This window comes from Cognatiluteimonas sedimenti, from assembly GCF_022808325.1.
GTDB classification, from domain to species: Bacteria; Pseudomonadota; Gammaproteobacteria; order Xanthomonadales; family Xanthomonadaceae; genus Cognatiluteimonas; species Cognatiluteimonas sedimenti.
The window spans coordinates 612,229-626,375 of the sequence record NZ_JALGCL010000001.1 but is presented as its reverse complement, the minus strand read 5'-3'; the positions used below and the strand labels follow the sequence as shown (position 1 = coordinate 626,375).

Genomic DNA, 14,147 nt, shown 5'->3' with positions numbered 1-14,147 from the left:
GGGAACCGGGACATTTCCGGCACCAGTCACCGGCTGAAACAGTCCATTGCATGCCGGGGACCTGCCACCCAGGCCAATGGATCCGGGGGCCACGGCGAACGCGATGCCACCAGCCTCAGGCAGTTGCCCGGCGTTCGGAGATGGAGCCCACGAAGACCCGCAATCCCACGCTCCCTTCGTCGTCGTCCTGCGACCCGACCTGGAGACAGGATGTCGTCACGAGGGCGCAGCACCGCGAGCCCCGCAGGACGGCGACTCCAATTGAAGCCGATTCCACCAGGCTCATGCGCTGTCCCGCCTCGAGAACGGGTTGACGCCAGGAGGGCGCAGCACCCCCGGCCTGCCGGGCACCGGCTCGGTTCGGGGCGGATTTTCCCGATTCCGGCGCGGACCTCACGGGCGCGAGGTCGTCATCCGAGGCTGTTGCCGCCGCGGGAGCGTTTGGCTTTGCCCATCCCGCGAGTCCGATCAGATCCCCAGGGCGCGGTACTCGGCCACCGGGCGCGAGCGCTCCCAGATCCGATCGAACTCCGCGCGCAGCTGGCGCGCGCGGCCCGGGGCGTGCAGGTCGGCCTCGCCGTCGAAGCGATGGCCGAGGTTGCGGAAGTAGAAGCCGCCGGCGTCGTTGGCGATGAACGCCGACGGATACGAGCGATCGACCGGATCGTCGACCTCGCGGAACGCGAACACGCTGGGCAGGCGCTGCGCCAGCGACAGCAGCGGCGCGTGCGCCCGCTGCGGTGTCGCCGCGTCCTGCAGCACGAACCGCGCCTCGCCGCGCACGCCCGCGGCGGCGAAGCGGCGCAGGGCATCCAGCACCGGTGCCGCGTCGAACAGGCCGGGATCGAGGTCGCGGCTGTAGATGCACAGGCTGCGGCGCGCCGCCAGCACCAGCGCGGTGGTGGTGGCGATCGCGGCATCGCGATCCTCGATCGCGGTGGTGCCGGCCAAGGTGCGCTGCATCGCCTGGTGCTCGATCCCGGCTTCCATGAAACGCTCGCCGCGCGGCATGAAGTCGTGTCGCAGGTAGAAGTCGATCGCCGATACCTGCGCGTTGAGCGCGACCGTGTACCAGCCATGCCGGCGCGCCTGCAGCAACAGCGCGTGCAGCATCGCGTCGCCGACGCCCTTGCCGCGCCAGTCCGGCAGCACCGCCATGCGGCCGATCCGCGCCGGCGCCCCGGGGTGTTCGGGCGGCACCAGGCGCCCGGCGCCGATCGCGCTGCCGTCGAGCGCCCGCGCCAGCACGTGCAGGCAACGGGGATCGAGGGCGTCGCGTTCCAGTTCCGCGGGCACGTCCTGCTCGTGCACGAACACGGTTTCGCGCACGGCATGCAGTTCGGCCATGGCCTGCGCGTAATCGACCACCAGCACCCGGAACGGCTGGCTGCCGTCGTTGCCGTCGTCGCCGCTGTCGCCGATCTCCATGCCCATGGCTGCGTTCATTCCTCTTCGTCCGCCGGCAACTGGTAGTGGCCCTGGACATACAACGCCATTACCGCGTCGCGACCGGCCGGCGACAACGCGGCGTAAGCCTGCCCGTCGATCGTGGCCGCCGCCGCCAGCCGCCTGGCATCGCGCAATGGCATCGCCAACTCCTCGCCACTGGCGTACAGCCGCGCGCCACGTCCGGCCCGGCGCCAGGCCATGCGCGTGAACGGGTGCCGATGCAGGCTGGCACCGTGTTCCAGCTGCCATTCGGTCTCGATCCGTGCCGGGGTTGTCCCTGCAGCGGCGACTTCGCCGGGACTGCGATAGGTGGTGATGAAGCGCCCGAACCAGTCGCCAAGGCGCTCCGGGTCGTTCATCCGCAGCAGGTTCAGTGCCTCGACCACGCGCTGCATCGCGGCGGCATCGATTTCGTTGGGGTCCGCGGGCGGGACCAGGTCGGGGTCGCGGTAGCGCAAGGAATCGTCGGCTTCCCCAGCCAGCGTATCGACGAAATCGCCGAGCAGTTCCGCCGCGGCTGGCGCGCGCATGCCGATCGAAAACGTCAGGCAGGCATCTTCGGCGACGCCATGGTGGGGTACGCCCGGCGGCAGGTAGAGCATGTCGCCGGGGCCGAGCACCCAGTCGTGGGTGGGGGTGAAGCGCTGCAGCAGCCTGAGTTCGGTATCGAGCCGGAAATGCACCGGCGGCGCGCCCCTGCCCATCGACTCGGACGCATCGACCTGCCAGCGCCGATGGCCCTGCGCCTGCAGCAGGAACACATCGTACTGGTCAACGTGCGCGCCGACCGAGCCACCGGGCGCGGCGAACGACACCATCACGTCGTCGATCCGCCAGCGTGGCAGGAACCCGAACGCCGGAAGCAGGGCGGCGATGTCGGCATCCCACTTGTCCACGTCCTGCACCAGCAGGGTCCAGTCGTGGTCGGGCAGGGTCGGGAACATCTGCTCGGGGAACGGCCCGTGGCGCAGCAGCCAGCGGTCATGCTCGCGCTCGTGGGCGACGATGCGCGACAGCGCCGCCTCCTCGCAGGCGAGGCCGGCGAGGTCCTCGGGCGAGAGCGGCGAGACGAAACCGGGGAAGGCATTGCGGATCAGCAGCGGCCGCTTCTGCCAGTAGCCGCGCAGGAAATTCGCCGCAGGCATCCCCAGCGGAGGCTGCGCCGTGGCGTCGATTTCGAACGGCAAGGCCCGTGGCGCCGAGCCCGCCGGCTTGGCCGCCGGCTTGCGCTTGCGCGGCGTGCTCATGCCGTCGCGATCTCGTCGTAGCCGCGGCCGTGGAACTGCAGCAGGCACCAGCCGTGGCCGAACGGATCGGCAACCTGCACGATGCGGCCCCAGGCGGCTTCGCGGGTCACGCCTTCCTGCACCGCGCCCGCGGCGATCGCGCGCACCAGAGCGGCATCGAGGTCGTCGACCACCACGTCGCAGTGGATCGGGGTCCAGTGGCGCGCGTAGTCGCGCTCGGAATCGGCGGCGGCCGCGCTGCCCTGCGGCTTCCGCAGCAGGAACACCGGAGTCTGCATTCCGCCGAGTTCCACGCCGTCGTCGCCGAAGCGACGCACGGGCGCGAGCCCGAAGGCCGCGCCGTAGAAGCGCACGGCATCGGCGAGGTCGGCGACATCGATGTTCACCAGCAATTGCATCCAGGCTCCCGGTGGTCGGGGCGCAAGGCCCGCGGGGATCACGTGTCGCAGGTTCGTCCGCGGGGACTGTAGCGACGCCGTCCTGAAAACGGGATCAAGGCCGGCGCCGGCGCAGGCTCACGCGCGCCGCGCCAACTCCGCGGCCAGGCCGGTGTAGCTGCCCGGCGTCATCGCCAATAGCCGCTGCTTCGCGTCCTGCGGCAAATCAAGGCTGGCGATGAACTCGCGCATCGAGGCTTCGGTGATGCCGTGGCCGCGGGTCAGCGCCTTGAGCTGCTCGTAGGGGTTGGGCAGGCCATGGCGGCGCATCACGGTCTGCACGGCTTCGGCCAGTACCTCCCAGCTCGCATCGAGGTCCGCGGCGATCCGCTCCGGGTTGACCGAAAGCTTGCCGAGGCCGCGCTGCAACGCCTCCACGCCCACCAGCGCGTGGCCGAAGGCAGTGCCGAGCGCGCGCAACACCGTGGAATCGGTGAGGTCGCGCTGCCAGCGGCTGAGCGGCAGCTTGGCGGCGAAGTGCTCGAACAGCGCGTTGGCGATGCCGAAGTTGCCCTCGGCATTTTCGAAATCGATCGGATTGACCTTGTGCGGCATGGTCGAGCTGCCGACTTCGCCGGCCTTGACCGATTGCCTGAAGTATCCCAGCGAGATGTAGCCCCAGATGTCGCGGGCGAGGTCGATGCAGATGGTGTCGATGCGCTTCATCGCGTCGCACAGCTCGGCAATGCCGTCGTGCGGCTCGATCTGGGTGGTGTACCGCTGCCACGACAGGCCGAGGGATTCGACGAAAGCCTGCGAGAAGCCCGGCCAGTCGAGATCCGGATAGGCGGCGACATGCGCGTTGTAGTTTCCGACCGCGCCATTGACCTTGCCCGGCATCGGCAGGGCGGCGAACACCTCGCGCTGGCGTTGCAGGCGGGCCACGACATTCGCCAGCTCCTTGCCGACGGTGGTCGGCGAGGCGGTCTGGCCATGGGTGCGCGACAGCATCGGCAGCGCGGCATGCTCGTGCGCCATCGCCCTGAGCTTCGCGACCAGCGCGTCCAGCGCGGGCAGCAGCACCGCGTCGCGGGCCTGGCACAGCATCAGCGCGTAGGACAGGTTGTTGATGTCCTCGCTGGTGCAGGCGAAGTGCACGAACTCCAGCGCGGGGCCGAGCTGCGCATCGCCCTGCAGGCGTTCCTTGATGAAGTACTCGACTGCCTTGACGTCGTGGTTGGTGGTGCGCTCGATCTCCTTGACCCGGGCGGCGTCGGCAACCGTGAACTCCGCGGCCAGCGCGCGCAGGCGGTCGGCCGCACCGGCGGCGAACGGCGGCAGTTCGACGATGCCCGGCTCGGCGGCCAATGCCAGCAGCCATTCGACCTCGACCCGGACGCGCGCGTGGATCAGGCCATGTTCGGAGAAGACCGGCCGCAGCGCATCGACCTTGCCGGCGTAGCGGCCGTCGAGCGGGGACAGGGCGAGCAGCTGGGCGTCGGACATGGCGGGCGGGCGGCTGGGAGACGCGTCATTCTAAACGCTGGAGGGTTATCCTCCGGGCGTTGGCCATGCCTCGCTTACGGGAAGACGGGACTCCACTGGCTTTCCACGTCCGGGCCAACCTTGCCGTCGCCCGCAGCCAGCAGGACGGCGGATCGACGATTTCGCAATTCCGGGGGTTGCCATGGCCAATGCCGATACACGCTACCGCCTCGAGCACGACAGCATGGGCGAACTACGCGTGCCTGCCGACGCATTGTGGGGCGCGCAGACGCAGCGCGCGGTGGACAACTTCCCGATCTCGGGGCGGCCCCTTCCGCGCGCTTTCATCCGTGCGCTGGGGCTGGTCAAGGCCGCCGCGGCCGAGGTCAATGCCAGCCTCGGGCTGCTGCCGAAGTCGCGCGCGGCCGCGATCCGCAAGGCCGCGCTGGAAGTGGCGGCCGGCGCGCATGATGCGCATTTCCCGATCGACATCTACCAGACCGGCTCCGGTACCTCGAGCAACATGAATGCCAACGAGGTGGTGGCGACGCTGGCCTCGCGCGCGGGCAAGGCCGGCTCCAGGACCGGCAGGGTCCATCCCAACGACGACGTCAACCTCGGCCAGAGTTCCAACGACGTGATCCCGACCGCGATCCGGGTCAGCGCGCAACTGGCGACGGTCGAGGACCTGCTGCCGGCGCTCAGGCACCTGCGGGCCACGATCGAACGCCGCGCGCGCGCGCTCGGCAAGGCCAACAAGACCGGCCGCACCCACCTGATGGATGCGATGCCCCTGACCTTCGGCCAGGAATTCGGCGCTTGGGCGGCGCAGCTGTCGTCCGCGCAGGCGCGGATCGAGGACGCGCTCAAGCGCCTGCGGCGGCTGCCGATCGGCGGCACCGCGATCGGCACCGGCATCAATGCCGACCCGCGCTTCGGCAAGGCGATGGCGAAGGCGCTGTCGGCGCTGGCCGGCACGCGCTTCGAACCGGCCGCAAACAAGTTCGAAGGACTGGCGTCGCAGGACGATGCGGTCGAGCTGTCCGGCCAGCTCAACGCGCTGGCCGTGGCGCTGATGAAGATCGCCAACGACCTGCGCTGGATGAATTCCGGGCCGTTGGCCGGCCTCGGTGAAATCGAACTGCCGGCCTTGCAGCCGGGCTCGTCGATCATGCCCGGCAAGGTCAATCCGGTGATCCCGGAGGCCGCCTGCATGGTCTGCGCCCAGGTGATGGGACACCACGCGGCGATCACCGTCGCCGGCGCTTCCGGCAACTTCCAGCTCAACGTGATGCTGCCGCTGATCGCCGCCGACCTGCTCGACTCGATCGGCCTGCTGGCCAGCGCGATGCGGCTGCTGGCCGACAAGTCGATCGTCGGCCTGAAGGTGCGCGGCGACCACGTCGCCGTCGCGCTCGCGCGCAACCCGATCCTGGTGACCGCGCTCAACCCGATCATCGGCTACGAGAAGGCCGCGGCCATCGCCAAGCGTGCGTACAGGGAAGGCCGGCCGGTGTTCGAGGTGGCCTTGGAGGACAGCGGACTGCCGGCGGCGGAACTGGAGAAACTGCTGGATCCCGCAGCGTTGACCCGCGGCGGGATCCATGGCGGCTGACGAATCCTACCGGGTGGACCAGGCGCCCTTGCGGTCCATGTCCCTGGCGCAGTCGTCGACATCTTCCCGGGTCAGCGTTGCATAGGGCTTGAACTGCGGCAGCGACGCCGCGAGTTGCTGTTGCGTCTCCAGCATCGGCGGCAGTTGCCTGCACAGCAGCTTGGCTTCGGCCTCGATCTTGGCGGCTTCGGCTTCGACGCGTTTTTCGATCGCATCGGTGTCGCCGCTGAACAGCGCGCCCAGGCTTTCGCCAATGGCCTTGCCGGCGAGTTCGGCGCCCTTGCTGCCCAGGGTCATGCCGGCATCGGCGATGGCGATGATCTGTTCGCGGTACTGCAGCAGCATCGCGCGCTGTTGCGGGCTTACCGCCACAGCCTTGCCGTCGAGCAGCAGGTCACCCGCCGGCGTGATCTCCGCCTTCGGCCGGGTGTCGTCGTCGGTGCGTGCGTAATCGCGGCCGTTGATGGTGACGTCGTGGCCGTTGAGGCTGATGTTGCCGGTCGCCAGCTCCTTGCGGGCCTTGTCGATTTCCCTGGCGACGGTCTTGCCGATCATCGTCTGCGGCTTGCTGGTCTCGGGCCCGGCCGCTGTTGTCTCCTTGCCTGGGTCGGTCGCCGGCAGCGGCTGCCGGCCGCAGGCGGCCACCAGCGGCAGGCCGGCGAGTATCAGGACGAGGGTGCCGTTGCGGAGGATGTTCATGTCGTGGTCCGTTGCAATGCGGGGAGGGTGGAATCGGCGCGGTCTTGCGGCAACCCGCCCCGGCGGACCGGGGCGGTGTTGCGGCCGTGGATCAATCGGCCAGTTCGCGGCGGCGGCGCAACTGGATGGCGGCGAAGATCATCGCCGCGCCGGCGGCCGCGCCGATCCACAACTCCGGCGTCGCCAGCATCGACCAGGTCGTGGCCGGGCTGATGACCTGGGTGACGCGGTCGGCGCCATCGGCCGACAGGCGATCCAGGTCCACGTGCCCCATCCAGCTGCCGGGCACCACGCTGACCAGCAGTCGGGCGACGACGTTCTTCCAGAACCAGCCCGATTCCAGGTTGAACACGTTCATCAGGTCGAACCAGCTGACGAAGATCCCGCTGAAGACCGGCAGCATGATCGCCCACAGGAACGGCTTGCTCTTCGCCCATGCCGAGCACAGCAGCAGCCAGCCGGCGGTCGGCAGCGCCCACAGCGCATACACCGGGATGCCCGCCAGCAGGTTGCTGGCCATCGCGAACGGATTGCCCGTGCCCCAGACCAGGGTCAGCGGATTGCCGCCATGCAGCGCCACGACCACGCTGATGACCAGCAGGAACCCGAGCATCGTCGCCAGGCCCGCCGCGACCGCGAGCGCGGGCGCCACCAGCAGCGCACTTGCGGCCTTGGACAGCACGGTCTGTGCATCGGAGAGGGGCAGGGACTTCCAGAACAGCACGCTGCGGTCCTTGCGCTCGTCGTACAGCGCGCCGAGGCAATAGAAGAACACCACGAATGCCAGCACGATGAAGGGCCAGCCCGATGACATCAGCATGCTGATGTCGAGGCCGTTGCCGAGGTCGTGAAGCTGCCTGGCGTCGAGCTTGCTGGTCAGCGCGCCGATGTCCAGGCCGTTGATGCGGACGTCGCCGTCGACCTGGAACTTGCCGTCGGCCAGTGCCCTGCGTGCGGCGACTTCGCCGACCACGATCGCCATGATCGTGAGCAGCAGCGAAATGCCGCCGGCGACGAGCGGTGCCCACAGGAAGCCGCCCTTGTGCTCCCAGAACTCACGTCGCAGCAGCAGCTTGAACTTGTGGGTGGGGTGCGGCGTGGCAGCCGGCGCGCGCGCTGCAGGCGAGGTGGATTCGATGACTGCGTTCATGCGTAGGTTCCCTTCATCGTTGCGACGAACAGGTCGGCCAGGCCCGGGGTACGGGTCTCGCCGAAGCTCGCCAGTCGTGCCTGCGGCACGCCGTCGAACAGCATCACGGTCTTGCCGAACGGCAGCCCGCGCTCGTCGATGGGCTTGAGCGCCCGGGCGGCCTCGAGGCTGTCGGCGTTGACCAACACCTCGACGTAGCGCTCGCCGACCGCGTCCATGGCGGCCTCCAGCACCACCTTGCCGTCGCGGATGAACATCACGTCGGTGAGGATGTGTTCGACTTCCTCGACCTGGTGGGTGGTGATCAGGATGGTCTTGTCCTCGTCGAAGTAGTCCTCCAGCAGGCGCTGGTAGAACTGCTTGCGGTAGAGGATGTCCAGGCCCAGGGTCGGCTCGTCGAGTACCAGAAGCCTGGCGTCGATCGCCATCACCAGCGCCAGGTGCAGCTGCACGATCATGCCCTTGGACAGTTCGCGCACCCGCGACTCGGGCTTCAGCTGGGTATGGGCGAGGAAGCGTTCGCAGCGCGCGCGGTCGAAGCGCGGATGCACGCCGGCGACGAACTCGATCGCCTCGCGGACCTTGATCCAGCGCGGCAGCACCGCGACGTCGGCGATGAAGCAGACATCGTTCATCAGTTCGTCGCGCTGGGTGCGCGGATCGCGGCCGAGCACGCTCAGCTCGCCCTCGAACGGGATCAGGCCGAGGATCGCCTTGAGCGCAGTGGTCTTGCCGGCGCCGTTGGGACCGATCAGGCCGACGATGCGACCGGCCGGGATCTGGAAGCTGGCGCCGTCGAGCGCGAGCTTGTTCTTGTAGGCCTTGCGCAGGCCGCGCGCGCGGACGACGCTGGCGTTGTTGCTGGCGACGTTCATTGCGTGCCTCCCTGGGCGGACTTCAACAGCTCGTTGGCGCGCAGGCCCAGGCGCTGGATGCGCTCGAGCACCATCGGCCATTCCTCGGTCAAAAAGCGCTCGCGCTCGCTGGCGAGCAGTTTCTTCGCTGCTTCTTCGGTCACGTACATCCCCAGTCCCCTGCGTTTTTCGACGAGCGCCTCGTCCGCCAGTTCCTGGTAGGCGCGCGAGACGGTGATCGGGTTGAGCTGGTACTCGGCCGCCACTTGCCGCACCGAGGGCAGGGCGTCGCCGGGCTTGAGCACGCCATCGAGCATCATCGCGATGACGCGCTCCTTGAGCTGGCGGTAGATCGGAGCGCCGTCGCTCCACTGGATCGCGGTCATGGCTCAGCTCCCGAGGCGGCGCAGGCCCTGCGCGAAGGAGAAATAGGGCAGCGCGAGCGCGGCACGGGTGCGGCGCAGGTGGCTGCTGCGGCTGCTGCCGGCGGAATCGGCCGCGGCGTCGTCGGCGCTGGCATCGACCGGCGTGGCCTGGTCGCCGACCGCGACCCCGGTCGACAGCATCAGCAGTGCCGCCGGCTGCGCCGGGGCCACCGGCAGCGGCGGCCCGCCGGCCAGCAGCAGCATGGTGAAGACCGTTGCGGTGGCCGACAGCGCCGTCATGGTGTGTTGGAGCTTGCGGTTCATGGTGAACGTCCTGCTCTGGGTAACTGGTGTTGTATGCAACTATAACACCTAAACACGTCGCGTCAAGTTCCCCGGACCCAACTGATGGCATAGGCGGGGGCAGGGGCACTTGGCGGATCCGCCGGTCCGTCTCGCCAGGGCCTGTGTCCTCGAGCCGGGGCGCCGGGCCTGTCCGCACGCCCGATTTCCCGTCTGGCCGGAGAAGCCGGCGCCGCGTCATGCACCCCACGCGCGGACAAGGCATCGCCGCGCGCGGCATTGCCGGCATCGCGCGGCATCGCGACAATAGGTGTTGCCGCCATGCGGCGCATTTCCCCACGCTCGGGCTGCTGCCGGAGCGCATCACAGGAGTTTCCGGATGAAGGCATTGGTGCGCGGCTCCGCTGCGCTGCTGTGGGCTGCGGCCGCGGTGCTTGCGGTCGGGGCGGTTGCCAGCGCAATGGCGCAGGACAAGACGACCCTGGGCAGCGACCGCGACAAGGTCAGCTACATGGTCGGGATGGACGTGGGCAAGTCGATCGCGCCGGCCGGGCCGGATCTGGACATGGCGGCGTTCCAGCGCGCCGTGGGCAACGCCTTCGATGGCGGCGAGCCGCTGATCGCGGAAGAAAAGGTGCAGCCGCTTGCGCAAGCGCTGATGCAGCGCATCGCCGCGCGCAGCGGCAAGGCGCCGGCCGGCGGCAAGCCGCCGGAGGTGTCGAGGGAGCAGGTCGGCTACCTCGTCGGCGCCGACGTGGGCCGCTCGCTGGCGCCGATCAAGGACGAGATCGACCTCGCCGTGTTCGCGCAGGGCGTGCGCACCGTGCTCGCCAACGGCACGCCGCTTTTGCCCCAGGCCGAGGCCGATGCCCTGCGCAGCGCGTTCTCGCAACGCATCCAGGACAAGCTGCAGGCGCAGGCCGAGGCGCTGGCCGGGAAGAACAAGGCCGAGGGCGCCGCCTTCCTGGCGAAGAACAAGGCGGTCAAGGGCGTGTTCACGACCCCTTCGGGCCTGCAGTACATGGTGCTGCGCCAGGGCGCCGGCGAACGGCCGATGCCCAGCGATCGGGTGCGGGTCAATTACCACGGCACGCTGCTGGACGGCACCGTGTTCGACAGTTCCTACGAGCGCGGCCAGCCGGCCGAGTTCGCGCTCGACCAGGTCATCCCCGGCTGGACCGAGGGCGTGGCGCTGATGCCGGTCGGGGGCAAGTACCGGTTCTGGATCCCGGGCGAGCTGGCCTACGGCGCCAAGGGAACTCCGGGCGGTCCGATCGGGCCCAATGCCACCCTTGTCTTCGATGTCGAGCTGATGGCGGTACTGCGCTGAGCCCCCGGGCGGCGGACGCCCGCGGTTCAGCGCCGGACCCCCAGAGTGACGTGATCTTTCCCCCGAAGTAGCGCCGGCCATCGGCGCGCCCCATGGAGTGCTGCGAATGCGATCTTCCCTGCGTATCCCCCTGACCGTGCTCAGCCTGACCACGCTGGCGGTGTTCGCCGCCGGCTGCGACAAGCCCGGCGACAAGGCCGCCAAGGCCGATACCGCCGCCGAGGCCAAGCCTGGCGACAAGGCGGCCGAAACGATCCCCGGCTTGGCCACCGACAAGGAACAGGTCAGCTACATGATCGGCATGGCGCTGGGCAAGCAACTCGATCCGGTCAAGGACGAAGTCAATGTCGACGTCATTTCCAGGGCCATCAAGAGCTCGCTGGCCGGCGACAAGCTGCTGCTGACCGACGAGCAGGCGCAGAAGATCAGCCAGGCTTTCGGCGAGAAGATGCAGGCCAAGCAGATCGCCAAGATGCTTGCGGACGCCAAGCAGAACGCCGAGGCCGGGGACAAGTTCCTGGCCGAGAACGCCAAGAAGCCCGGGGTCAAGACCACCGATTCGGGCCTGCAGTACCAGGTGGTCAAGGCCGGCGAGGGTGCCAGGCCGAAGCCGACCGACACGGTCCGCGTCAACTACAAGGGTTCGCTGCTCGACGGCAAGGTGTTCGACGATTCGGCCACCCATGGCGGCCCGGCGGAGATCCCGCTGCAGCAGGTGGTGCCGGGCTGGCAGGAAGGCATTGCGCTGATGCTGGTCGGGAGCAAGTACACGTTCTGGATCCCGGCCAAGCTGGGTTACGGCGACAAGGGCACGCCGGGCGGCCCGATCCCGCCCAACGCCACGCTGGTGTTCGAGGTCGAGCTGCTCGACATCGTGAAGCCAGCGGCGAAGTAAACTTCGCGCGGGCATGGCGCCGGCGGCGTAGTGCCGCCGGCGTCGTCTTTTTTGCGGGATCGATTCGACGGACAAGGGATTCGGATGCGCGTCACCATCTTCGGTACCGGTTATGTCGGCCTGGTCACGGGTACTTGCCTGGCCGAAGTCGGGCACGACGTGGTCTGCGTCGACATCGACGCGGCCAAGGTCGATGGCCTCGCGCGCGGCGTGGTTCCGATCTACGAGCCGGGGCTGGCGCCGATGGTCAAGGCCAACCACGCCGCCGGCCGCCTGCATTTCACCACCGACGCCGCACGCGCGGTCGCGCATGGCGATGTCGTGTTCATCGCCGTGGGCACGCCACCGGACGATGACGGCAGCGCCGACCTGCAATACGTGCTGGCGGTGGCGCGCACCATCGGCCAGCACCTCGCGCGGCCGGTGGTGGTGGTCGACAAGTCGACCGTGCCGGTGGGCACCGCCGACAAGGTCCGCACCACGATCGCGACCACGCTCGCCGAACGCGGCGCCGACATCGCCTTCGACGTGGTCTCCAACCCGGAATTCCTCAAGGAAGGCGCCGCGGTCGAGGACTGCATGCGCCCGGACCGGATCGTGATCGGCGCCGACAATCCGGCCGCGGTGGAAAAACTCAGGCGCCTGTACGCGCCGTTCAACCGCAATCACGACCGTATCGTCGCGATGGACGTGCGTTCGGCCGAGCTGACCAAGTACGCGGCCAACGCGATGCTGGCGACGAAGATCAGCTTCATGAACGAGATCGCCAACATCGCGGAAAAGGTCGGTGCCGACATCGAGATGGTGCGCCACGGCATCGGCTCGGATCCGCGCATCGGCTGGCATTTCATCTACCCCGGCGCGGGTTACGGCGGATCCTGCTTCCCCAAGGACGTGCAGGCGCTGGCGAAGACCGCGCAGCAGCACGACTACGAAGCCAGGCTGCTCAACGCGGTGGAGGCGGTCAACGACGCGCAGAAGGGCCACCTGTTCGAACTGGTGCAGCGCCACTACGACGCCGGCGAGGACGAGGGCGTGCGTGGCAGGACATTCGCGGTCTGGGGGCTGGCATTCAAGCCGGATACCGACGACATGCGCGAAGCCTCCAGCCGGCGGCTGCTGCAGCAGTTGTGGGACGCCGGCGCCAGGGTGCGCGCGTACGACCCGGAGGCGCGCCACGAGGCCGCGCGCGTGTTCGGCGAGCGTCCCGACCTGGTGCTGTGCGATTCCGCCGGCGCCGCGCTGGAAGGCGCCGATGCGCTGATCGTGGTGACCGAATGGAAGCAGTTCCGCAGCCCGGATTTCGCCGCCCTGCATGCCGCGCTGGGCGATGCCGTGGTGTTCGACGGCCGCAACCTGTACGACCCGGCCGAGGTCGAGGCCGCGGGCCTGGCCTATTACGGCATCGGTCGCGGGCGCTCGATCCTGCCCGAAGGGAGCGCGGGGGGCTGATGGACGCAGCAACGCTGGAAGCCAGGCTCACCGAACTGGAAACGCGGCTCGCGTTCCAGGAGCATGCGCTGGCCGAACTCGGGGATGCGCTTGCCGCTTCGCGCATCGAGACCGCGCGCAACGCCGAGCTGTTGCGGCGCGCGCTCGACGACCTCAAGCAGTCGCGCGGCGATTTCTTCGCCGATCCGGCGAGCGAGCCGCCGCCGCCACATTACTGACCGAGCATGAGCGATTCCCTTCGAGACCAGTTGCTTGGCCTGGGCTTCAAGCCGCCGGCCAGGCCCGAGCGCAAGCCCGTCCAGGACCCTGCGCGCAAGTCCGCGAACAGGCCGCGGCCCGGCGCCGGCACGCGCGCGGCGGAACACCCGCGCAAACCCGCGCCGGGCGCGCCGCGCCGGCACGAAAAGCCACGTCCGCCCCACCATGGCAAGCGTGGAACGCGCGAGGACATCGACCTTGCCAAGGCCTATGCGATCCGTGCGCAGAAGGAAAAGGACGACCGCATCGAGGCCGAACGCCTGAAGCAGGAACAGGCGCGGCAGCGCCGCGAAGCCAAGGCCAGGCTCGCCGCGCTGCTCGATGGCAAGGCGCTGAACGACCCTGCCGCCGAGATCGCGCGCCACTTCGACTACGGTGGCAAGATCAAGCGGATCCATGTCAACGAGGCGCAACTGAAGGCGCTCAACGCGGGCGAGCTGGGCGTGGTCCAGCTCGACGGCCGCTACCTGCTGGTCGAAGCCGCGTTGCTGGCGCAGGCCGAGGCGATCTTCGCAGCGGCGGTCGCGCTCAAGGTCGACGCTGCCGCGCCAGTGCAGGACGATCCCTACGCCGATCCGCGGTTCCAGGTGCCCGACGACCTGGTCTGGTAGCTGGCCGCAGCAGCATCAGGCCCGCGTTTGACCTGACGGCGCGATCCGCGCCGTCGC

Annotated in this window: 15 protein-coding genes; 6 read left to right on the top strand and 9 right to left on the bottom strand. The window is 69.0% G+C overall.

Annotated features, from left to right (window positions below):
- Positions 1–468: 468 nt before the first annotated feature.
- The 4 genes from MQC88_RS02975 to purB all read right to left on the bottom strand — a co-directional run bounded on the left by MQC88_RS02975 (position 469) and on the right by purB (position 4,579).
- Entirely contained in the window at positions 469–1,446 is a 978-nt protein-coding gene (locus MQC88_RS02975; protein WP_425491534.1) for a GNAT family N-acetyltransferase, read from the bottom strand.
- Complete coding sequence (locus MQC88_RS02970; RefSeq protein WP_243319102.1) at positions 1,443–2,696, bottom strand: cupin domain-containing protein; 1,254 nt, start codon at positions 2,694–2,696, stop codon at positions 1,443–1,445. Before MQC88_RS02970 ends, MQC88_RS02975 begins: the two co-directional genes overlap by 4 nt.
- Complete coding sequence (locus MQC88_RS02965) at positions 2,693–3,094, bottom strand: VOC family protein (protein WP_243319101.1); 402 nt, start codon at positions 3,092–3,094, stop codon at positions 2,693–2,695. The genes MQC88_RS02970 and MQC88_RS02965 overlap by 4 nt, the downstream gene beginning before the upstream one ends.
- Before the next feature lie 117 nt (positions 3,095–3,211).
- Positions 3,212–4,579 carry an adenylosuccinate lyase gene (purB, locus tag MQC88_RS02960; protein ID WP_243319099.1) on the bottom strand — a complete coding sequence of 456 codons (1,368 nt, stop codon included), beginning with the start codon at positions 4,577–4,579 and terminating at the stop codon, positions 3,212–3,214.
- Between the two features lie 181 nt (positions 4,580–4,760).
- Between purB and MQC88_RS02955 the strand changes: the two genes are divergently transcribed.
- Positions 4,761–6,173 (top strand): class II fumarate hydratase, encoded by a 1,413-nt coding sequence (locus MQC88_RS02955; RefSeq protein WP_243319097.1) that lies wholly within the window; start codon positions 4,761–4,763, stop codon positions 6,171–6,173.
- Between the two features lie 6 nt (positions 6,174–6,179).
- Here the strand turns inward: MQC88_RS02955 and MQC88_RS02950 are convergent, their stop codons facing one another.
- The 5 genes from MQC88_RS02950 to MQC88_RS02930 form a co-directional block, all read right to left on the bottom strand.
- A complete protein-coding gene (locus tag MQC88_RS02950; RefSeq protein ID WP_243319095.1) occupies positions 6,180–6,872 on the bottom strand; it encodes a YggN family protein in 693 nt (230 codons plus the stop codon).
- Between the two features lie 91 nt (positions 6,873–6,963).
- Complete coding sequence (locus MQC88_RS02945; RefSeq protein WP_243319093.1) at positions 6,964–8,022, bottom strand: hypothetical protein; 1,059 nt, start codon at positions 8,020–8,022, stop codon at positions 6,964–6,966.
- On the bottom strand, positions 8,019–8,897 hold the full coding sequence (locus MQC88_RS02940) for an ABC transporter ATP-binding protein (protein ID WP_243319091.1): 879 nt from the start codon (positions 8,895–8,897) through the stop codon (positions 8,019–8,021). Before MQC88_RS02940 ends, MQC88_RS02945 begins: the two co-directional genes overlap by 4 nt.
- Positions 8,894–9,262 (bottom strand): GntR family transcriptional regulator, encoded by a 369-nt coding sequence (locus MQC88_RS02935; protein WP_243319089.1) that lies wholly within the window; start codon positions 9,260–9,262, stop codon positions 8,894–8,896. The genes MQC88_RS02940 and MQC88_RS02935 overlap by 4 nt, the downstream gene beginning before the upstream one ends.
- Before the next feature lie 3 nt (positions 9,263–9,265).
- Positions 9,266–9,565: a hypothetical protein gene (locus tag MQC88_RS02930; protein WP_243319087.1), complete on the bottom strand. Its 300-nt coding sequence runs from the start codon at positions 9,563–9,565 to the stop codon at positions 9,266–9,268.
- Positions 9,566–9,923: 358 nt separating this feature from the next.
- On the opposite strand from MQC88_RS02930, the gene MQC88_RS02925 reads away from it, so the two are divergent.
- The 5 genes from MQC88_RS02925 to MQC88_RS02905 all read left to right on the top strand — a co-directional run bounded on the left by MQC88_RS02925 (position 9,924) and on the right by MQC88_RS02905 (position 14,090).
- Complete coding sequence (locus MQC88_RS02925; RefSeq protein WP_243319085.1) at positions 9,924–10,874, top strand: FKBP-type peptidyl-prolyl cis-trans isomerase; 951 nt, start codon at positions 9,924–9,926, stop codon at positions 10,872–10,874.
- Between the two features lie 106 nt (positions 10,875–10,980).
- Entirely contained in the window at positions 10,981–11,769 is a 789-nt protein-coding gene (locus MQC88_RS02920; RefSeq protein WP_243319083.1) for an FKBP-type peptidyl-prolyl cis-trans isomerase, read from the top strand.
- An 84-nt stretch (positions 11,770–11,853) separates the two neighbouring features.
- Positions 11,854–13,221: a UDP-glucose dehydrogenase family protein gene (locus MQC88_RS02915; protein WP_243319081.1), complete on the top strand. Its 1,368-nt coding sequence runs from the start codon at positions 11,854–11,856 to the stop codon at positions 13,219–13,221.
- Positions 13,221–13,439 carry a SlyX family protein gene (locus MQC88_RS02910; RefSeq protein ID WP_243319078.1) on the top strand — a complete coding sequence of 73 codons (219 nt, stop codon included), beginning with the start codon at positions 13,221–13,223 and terminating at the stop codon, positions 13,437–13,439. Before MQC88_RS02915 ends, MQC88_RS02910 begins: the two co-directional genes overlap by 1 nt.
- 6 nt (positions 13,440–13,445) lie before the next feature.
- Positions 13,446–14,090 carry a DUF2058 domain-containing protein gene (locus MQC88_RS02905; RefSeq protein ID WP_243319077.1) on the top strand — a complete coding sequence of 215 codons (645 nt, stop codon included), beginning with the start codon at positions 13,446–13,448 and terminating at the stop codon, positions 14,088–14,090.
- Positions 14,091–14,147 lie beyond the last annotated feature (57 nt).

Excerpts from the sequence above, each read along its gene's own strand:
- MQC88_RS02915 (WP_243319081.1), top strand. The coding sequence starts at position 11,854 with ATGCGCGTCACCATCTTCGGTACCGGTTATGTCGGCCTGGTCACGGGT.
- MQC88_RS02975 (WP_425491534.1), bottom strand. The coding sequence starts at position 1,446 with ATGAACGCAGCCATGGGCATGGAGATCGGCGACAGCGGCGACGACGGC.
- MQC88_RS02945 (WP_243319093.1), bottom strand. The coding sequence starts at position 8,022 with ATGAACGCAGTCATCGAATCCACCTCGCCTGCAGCGCGCGCGCCGGCT.
- MQC88_RS02910 (WP_243319078.1), top strand. The coding sequence starts at position 13,221 with ATGGACGCAGCAACGCTGGAAGCCAGGCTCACCGAACTGGAAACGCGG.
- MQC88_RS02925 (WP_243319085.1), top strand. The coding sequence starts at position 9,924 with ATGAAGGCATTGGTGCGCGGCTCCGCTGCGCTGCTGTGGGCTGCGGCC.
- MQC88_RS02935 (WP_243319089.1), bottom strand. The coding sequence starts at position 9,262 with ATGACCGCGATCCAGTGGAGCGACGGCGCTCCGATCTACCGCCAGCTC.
- MQC88_RS02930 (WP_243319087.1), bottom strand. The coding sequence starts at position 9,565 with ATGAACCGCAAGCTCCAACACACCATGACGGCGCTGTCGGCCACCGCA.
- MQC88_RS02955 (WP_243319097.1), top strand. The coding sequence starts at position 4,761 with ATGGCCAATGCCGATACACGCTACCGCCTCGAGCACGACAGCATGGGC.
- MQC88_RS02905 (WP_243319077.1), top strand. The coding sequence starts at position 13,446 with ATGAGCGATTCCCTTCGAGACCAGTTGCTTGGCCTGGGCTTCAAGCCG.
- MQC88_RS02965 (WP_243319101.1), bottom strand. The coding sequence starts at position 3,094 with ATGCAATTGCTGGTGAACATCGATGTCGCCGACCTCGCCGATGCCGTG.
- MQC88_RS02970 (WP_243319102.1), bottom strand. The coding sequence starts at position 2,696 with ATGAGCACGCCGCGCAAGCGCAAGCCGGCGGCCAAGCCGGCGGGCTCG.
- MQC88_RS02920 (WP_243319083.1), top strand. The coding sequence starts at position 10,981 with ATGCGATCTTCCCTGCGTATCCCCCTGACCGTGCTCAGCCTGACCACG.
- MQC88_RS02950 (WP_243319095.1), bottom strand. The coding sequence starts at position 6,872 with ATGAACATCCTCCGCAACGGCACCCTCGTCCTGATACTCGCCGGCCTG.
- purB (WP_243319099.1), bottom strand. The coding sequence starts at position 4,579 with ATGTCCGACGCCCAGCTGCTCGCCCTGTCCCCGCTCGACGGCCGCTAC.
- MQC88_RS02940 (WP_243319091.1), bottom strand. The coding sequence starts at position 8,897 with ATGAACGTCGCCAGCAACAACGCCAGCGTCGTCCGCGCGCGCGGCCTG.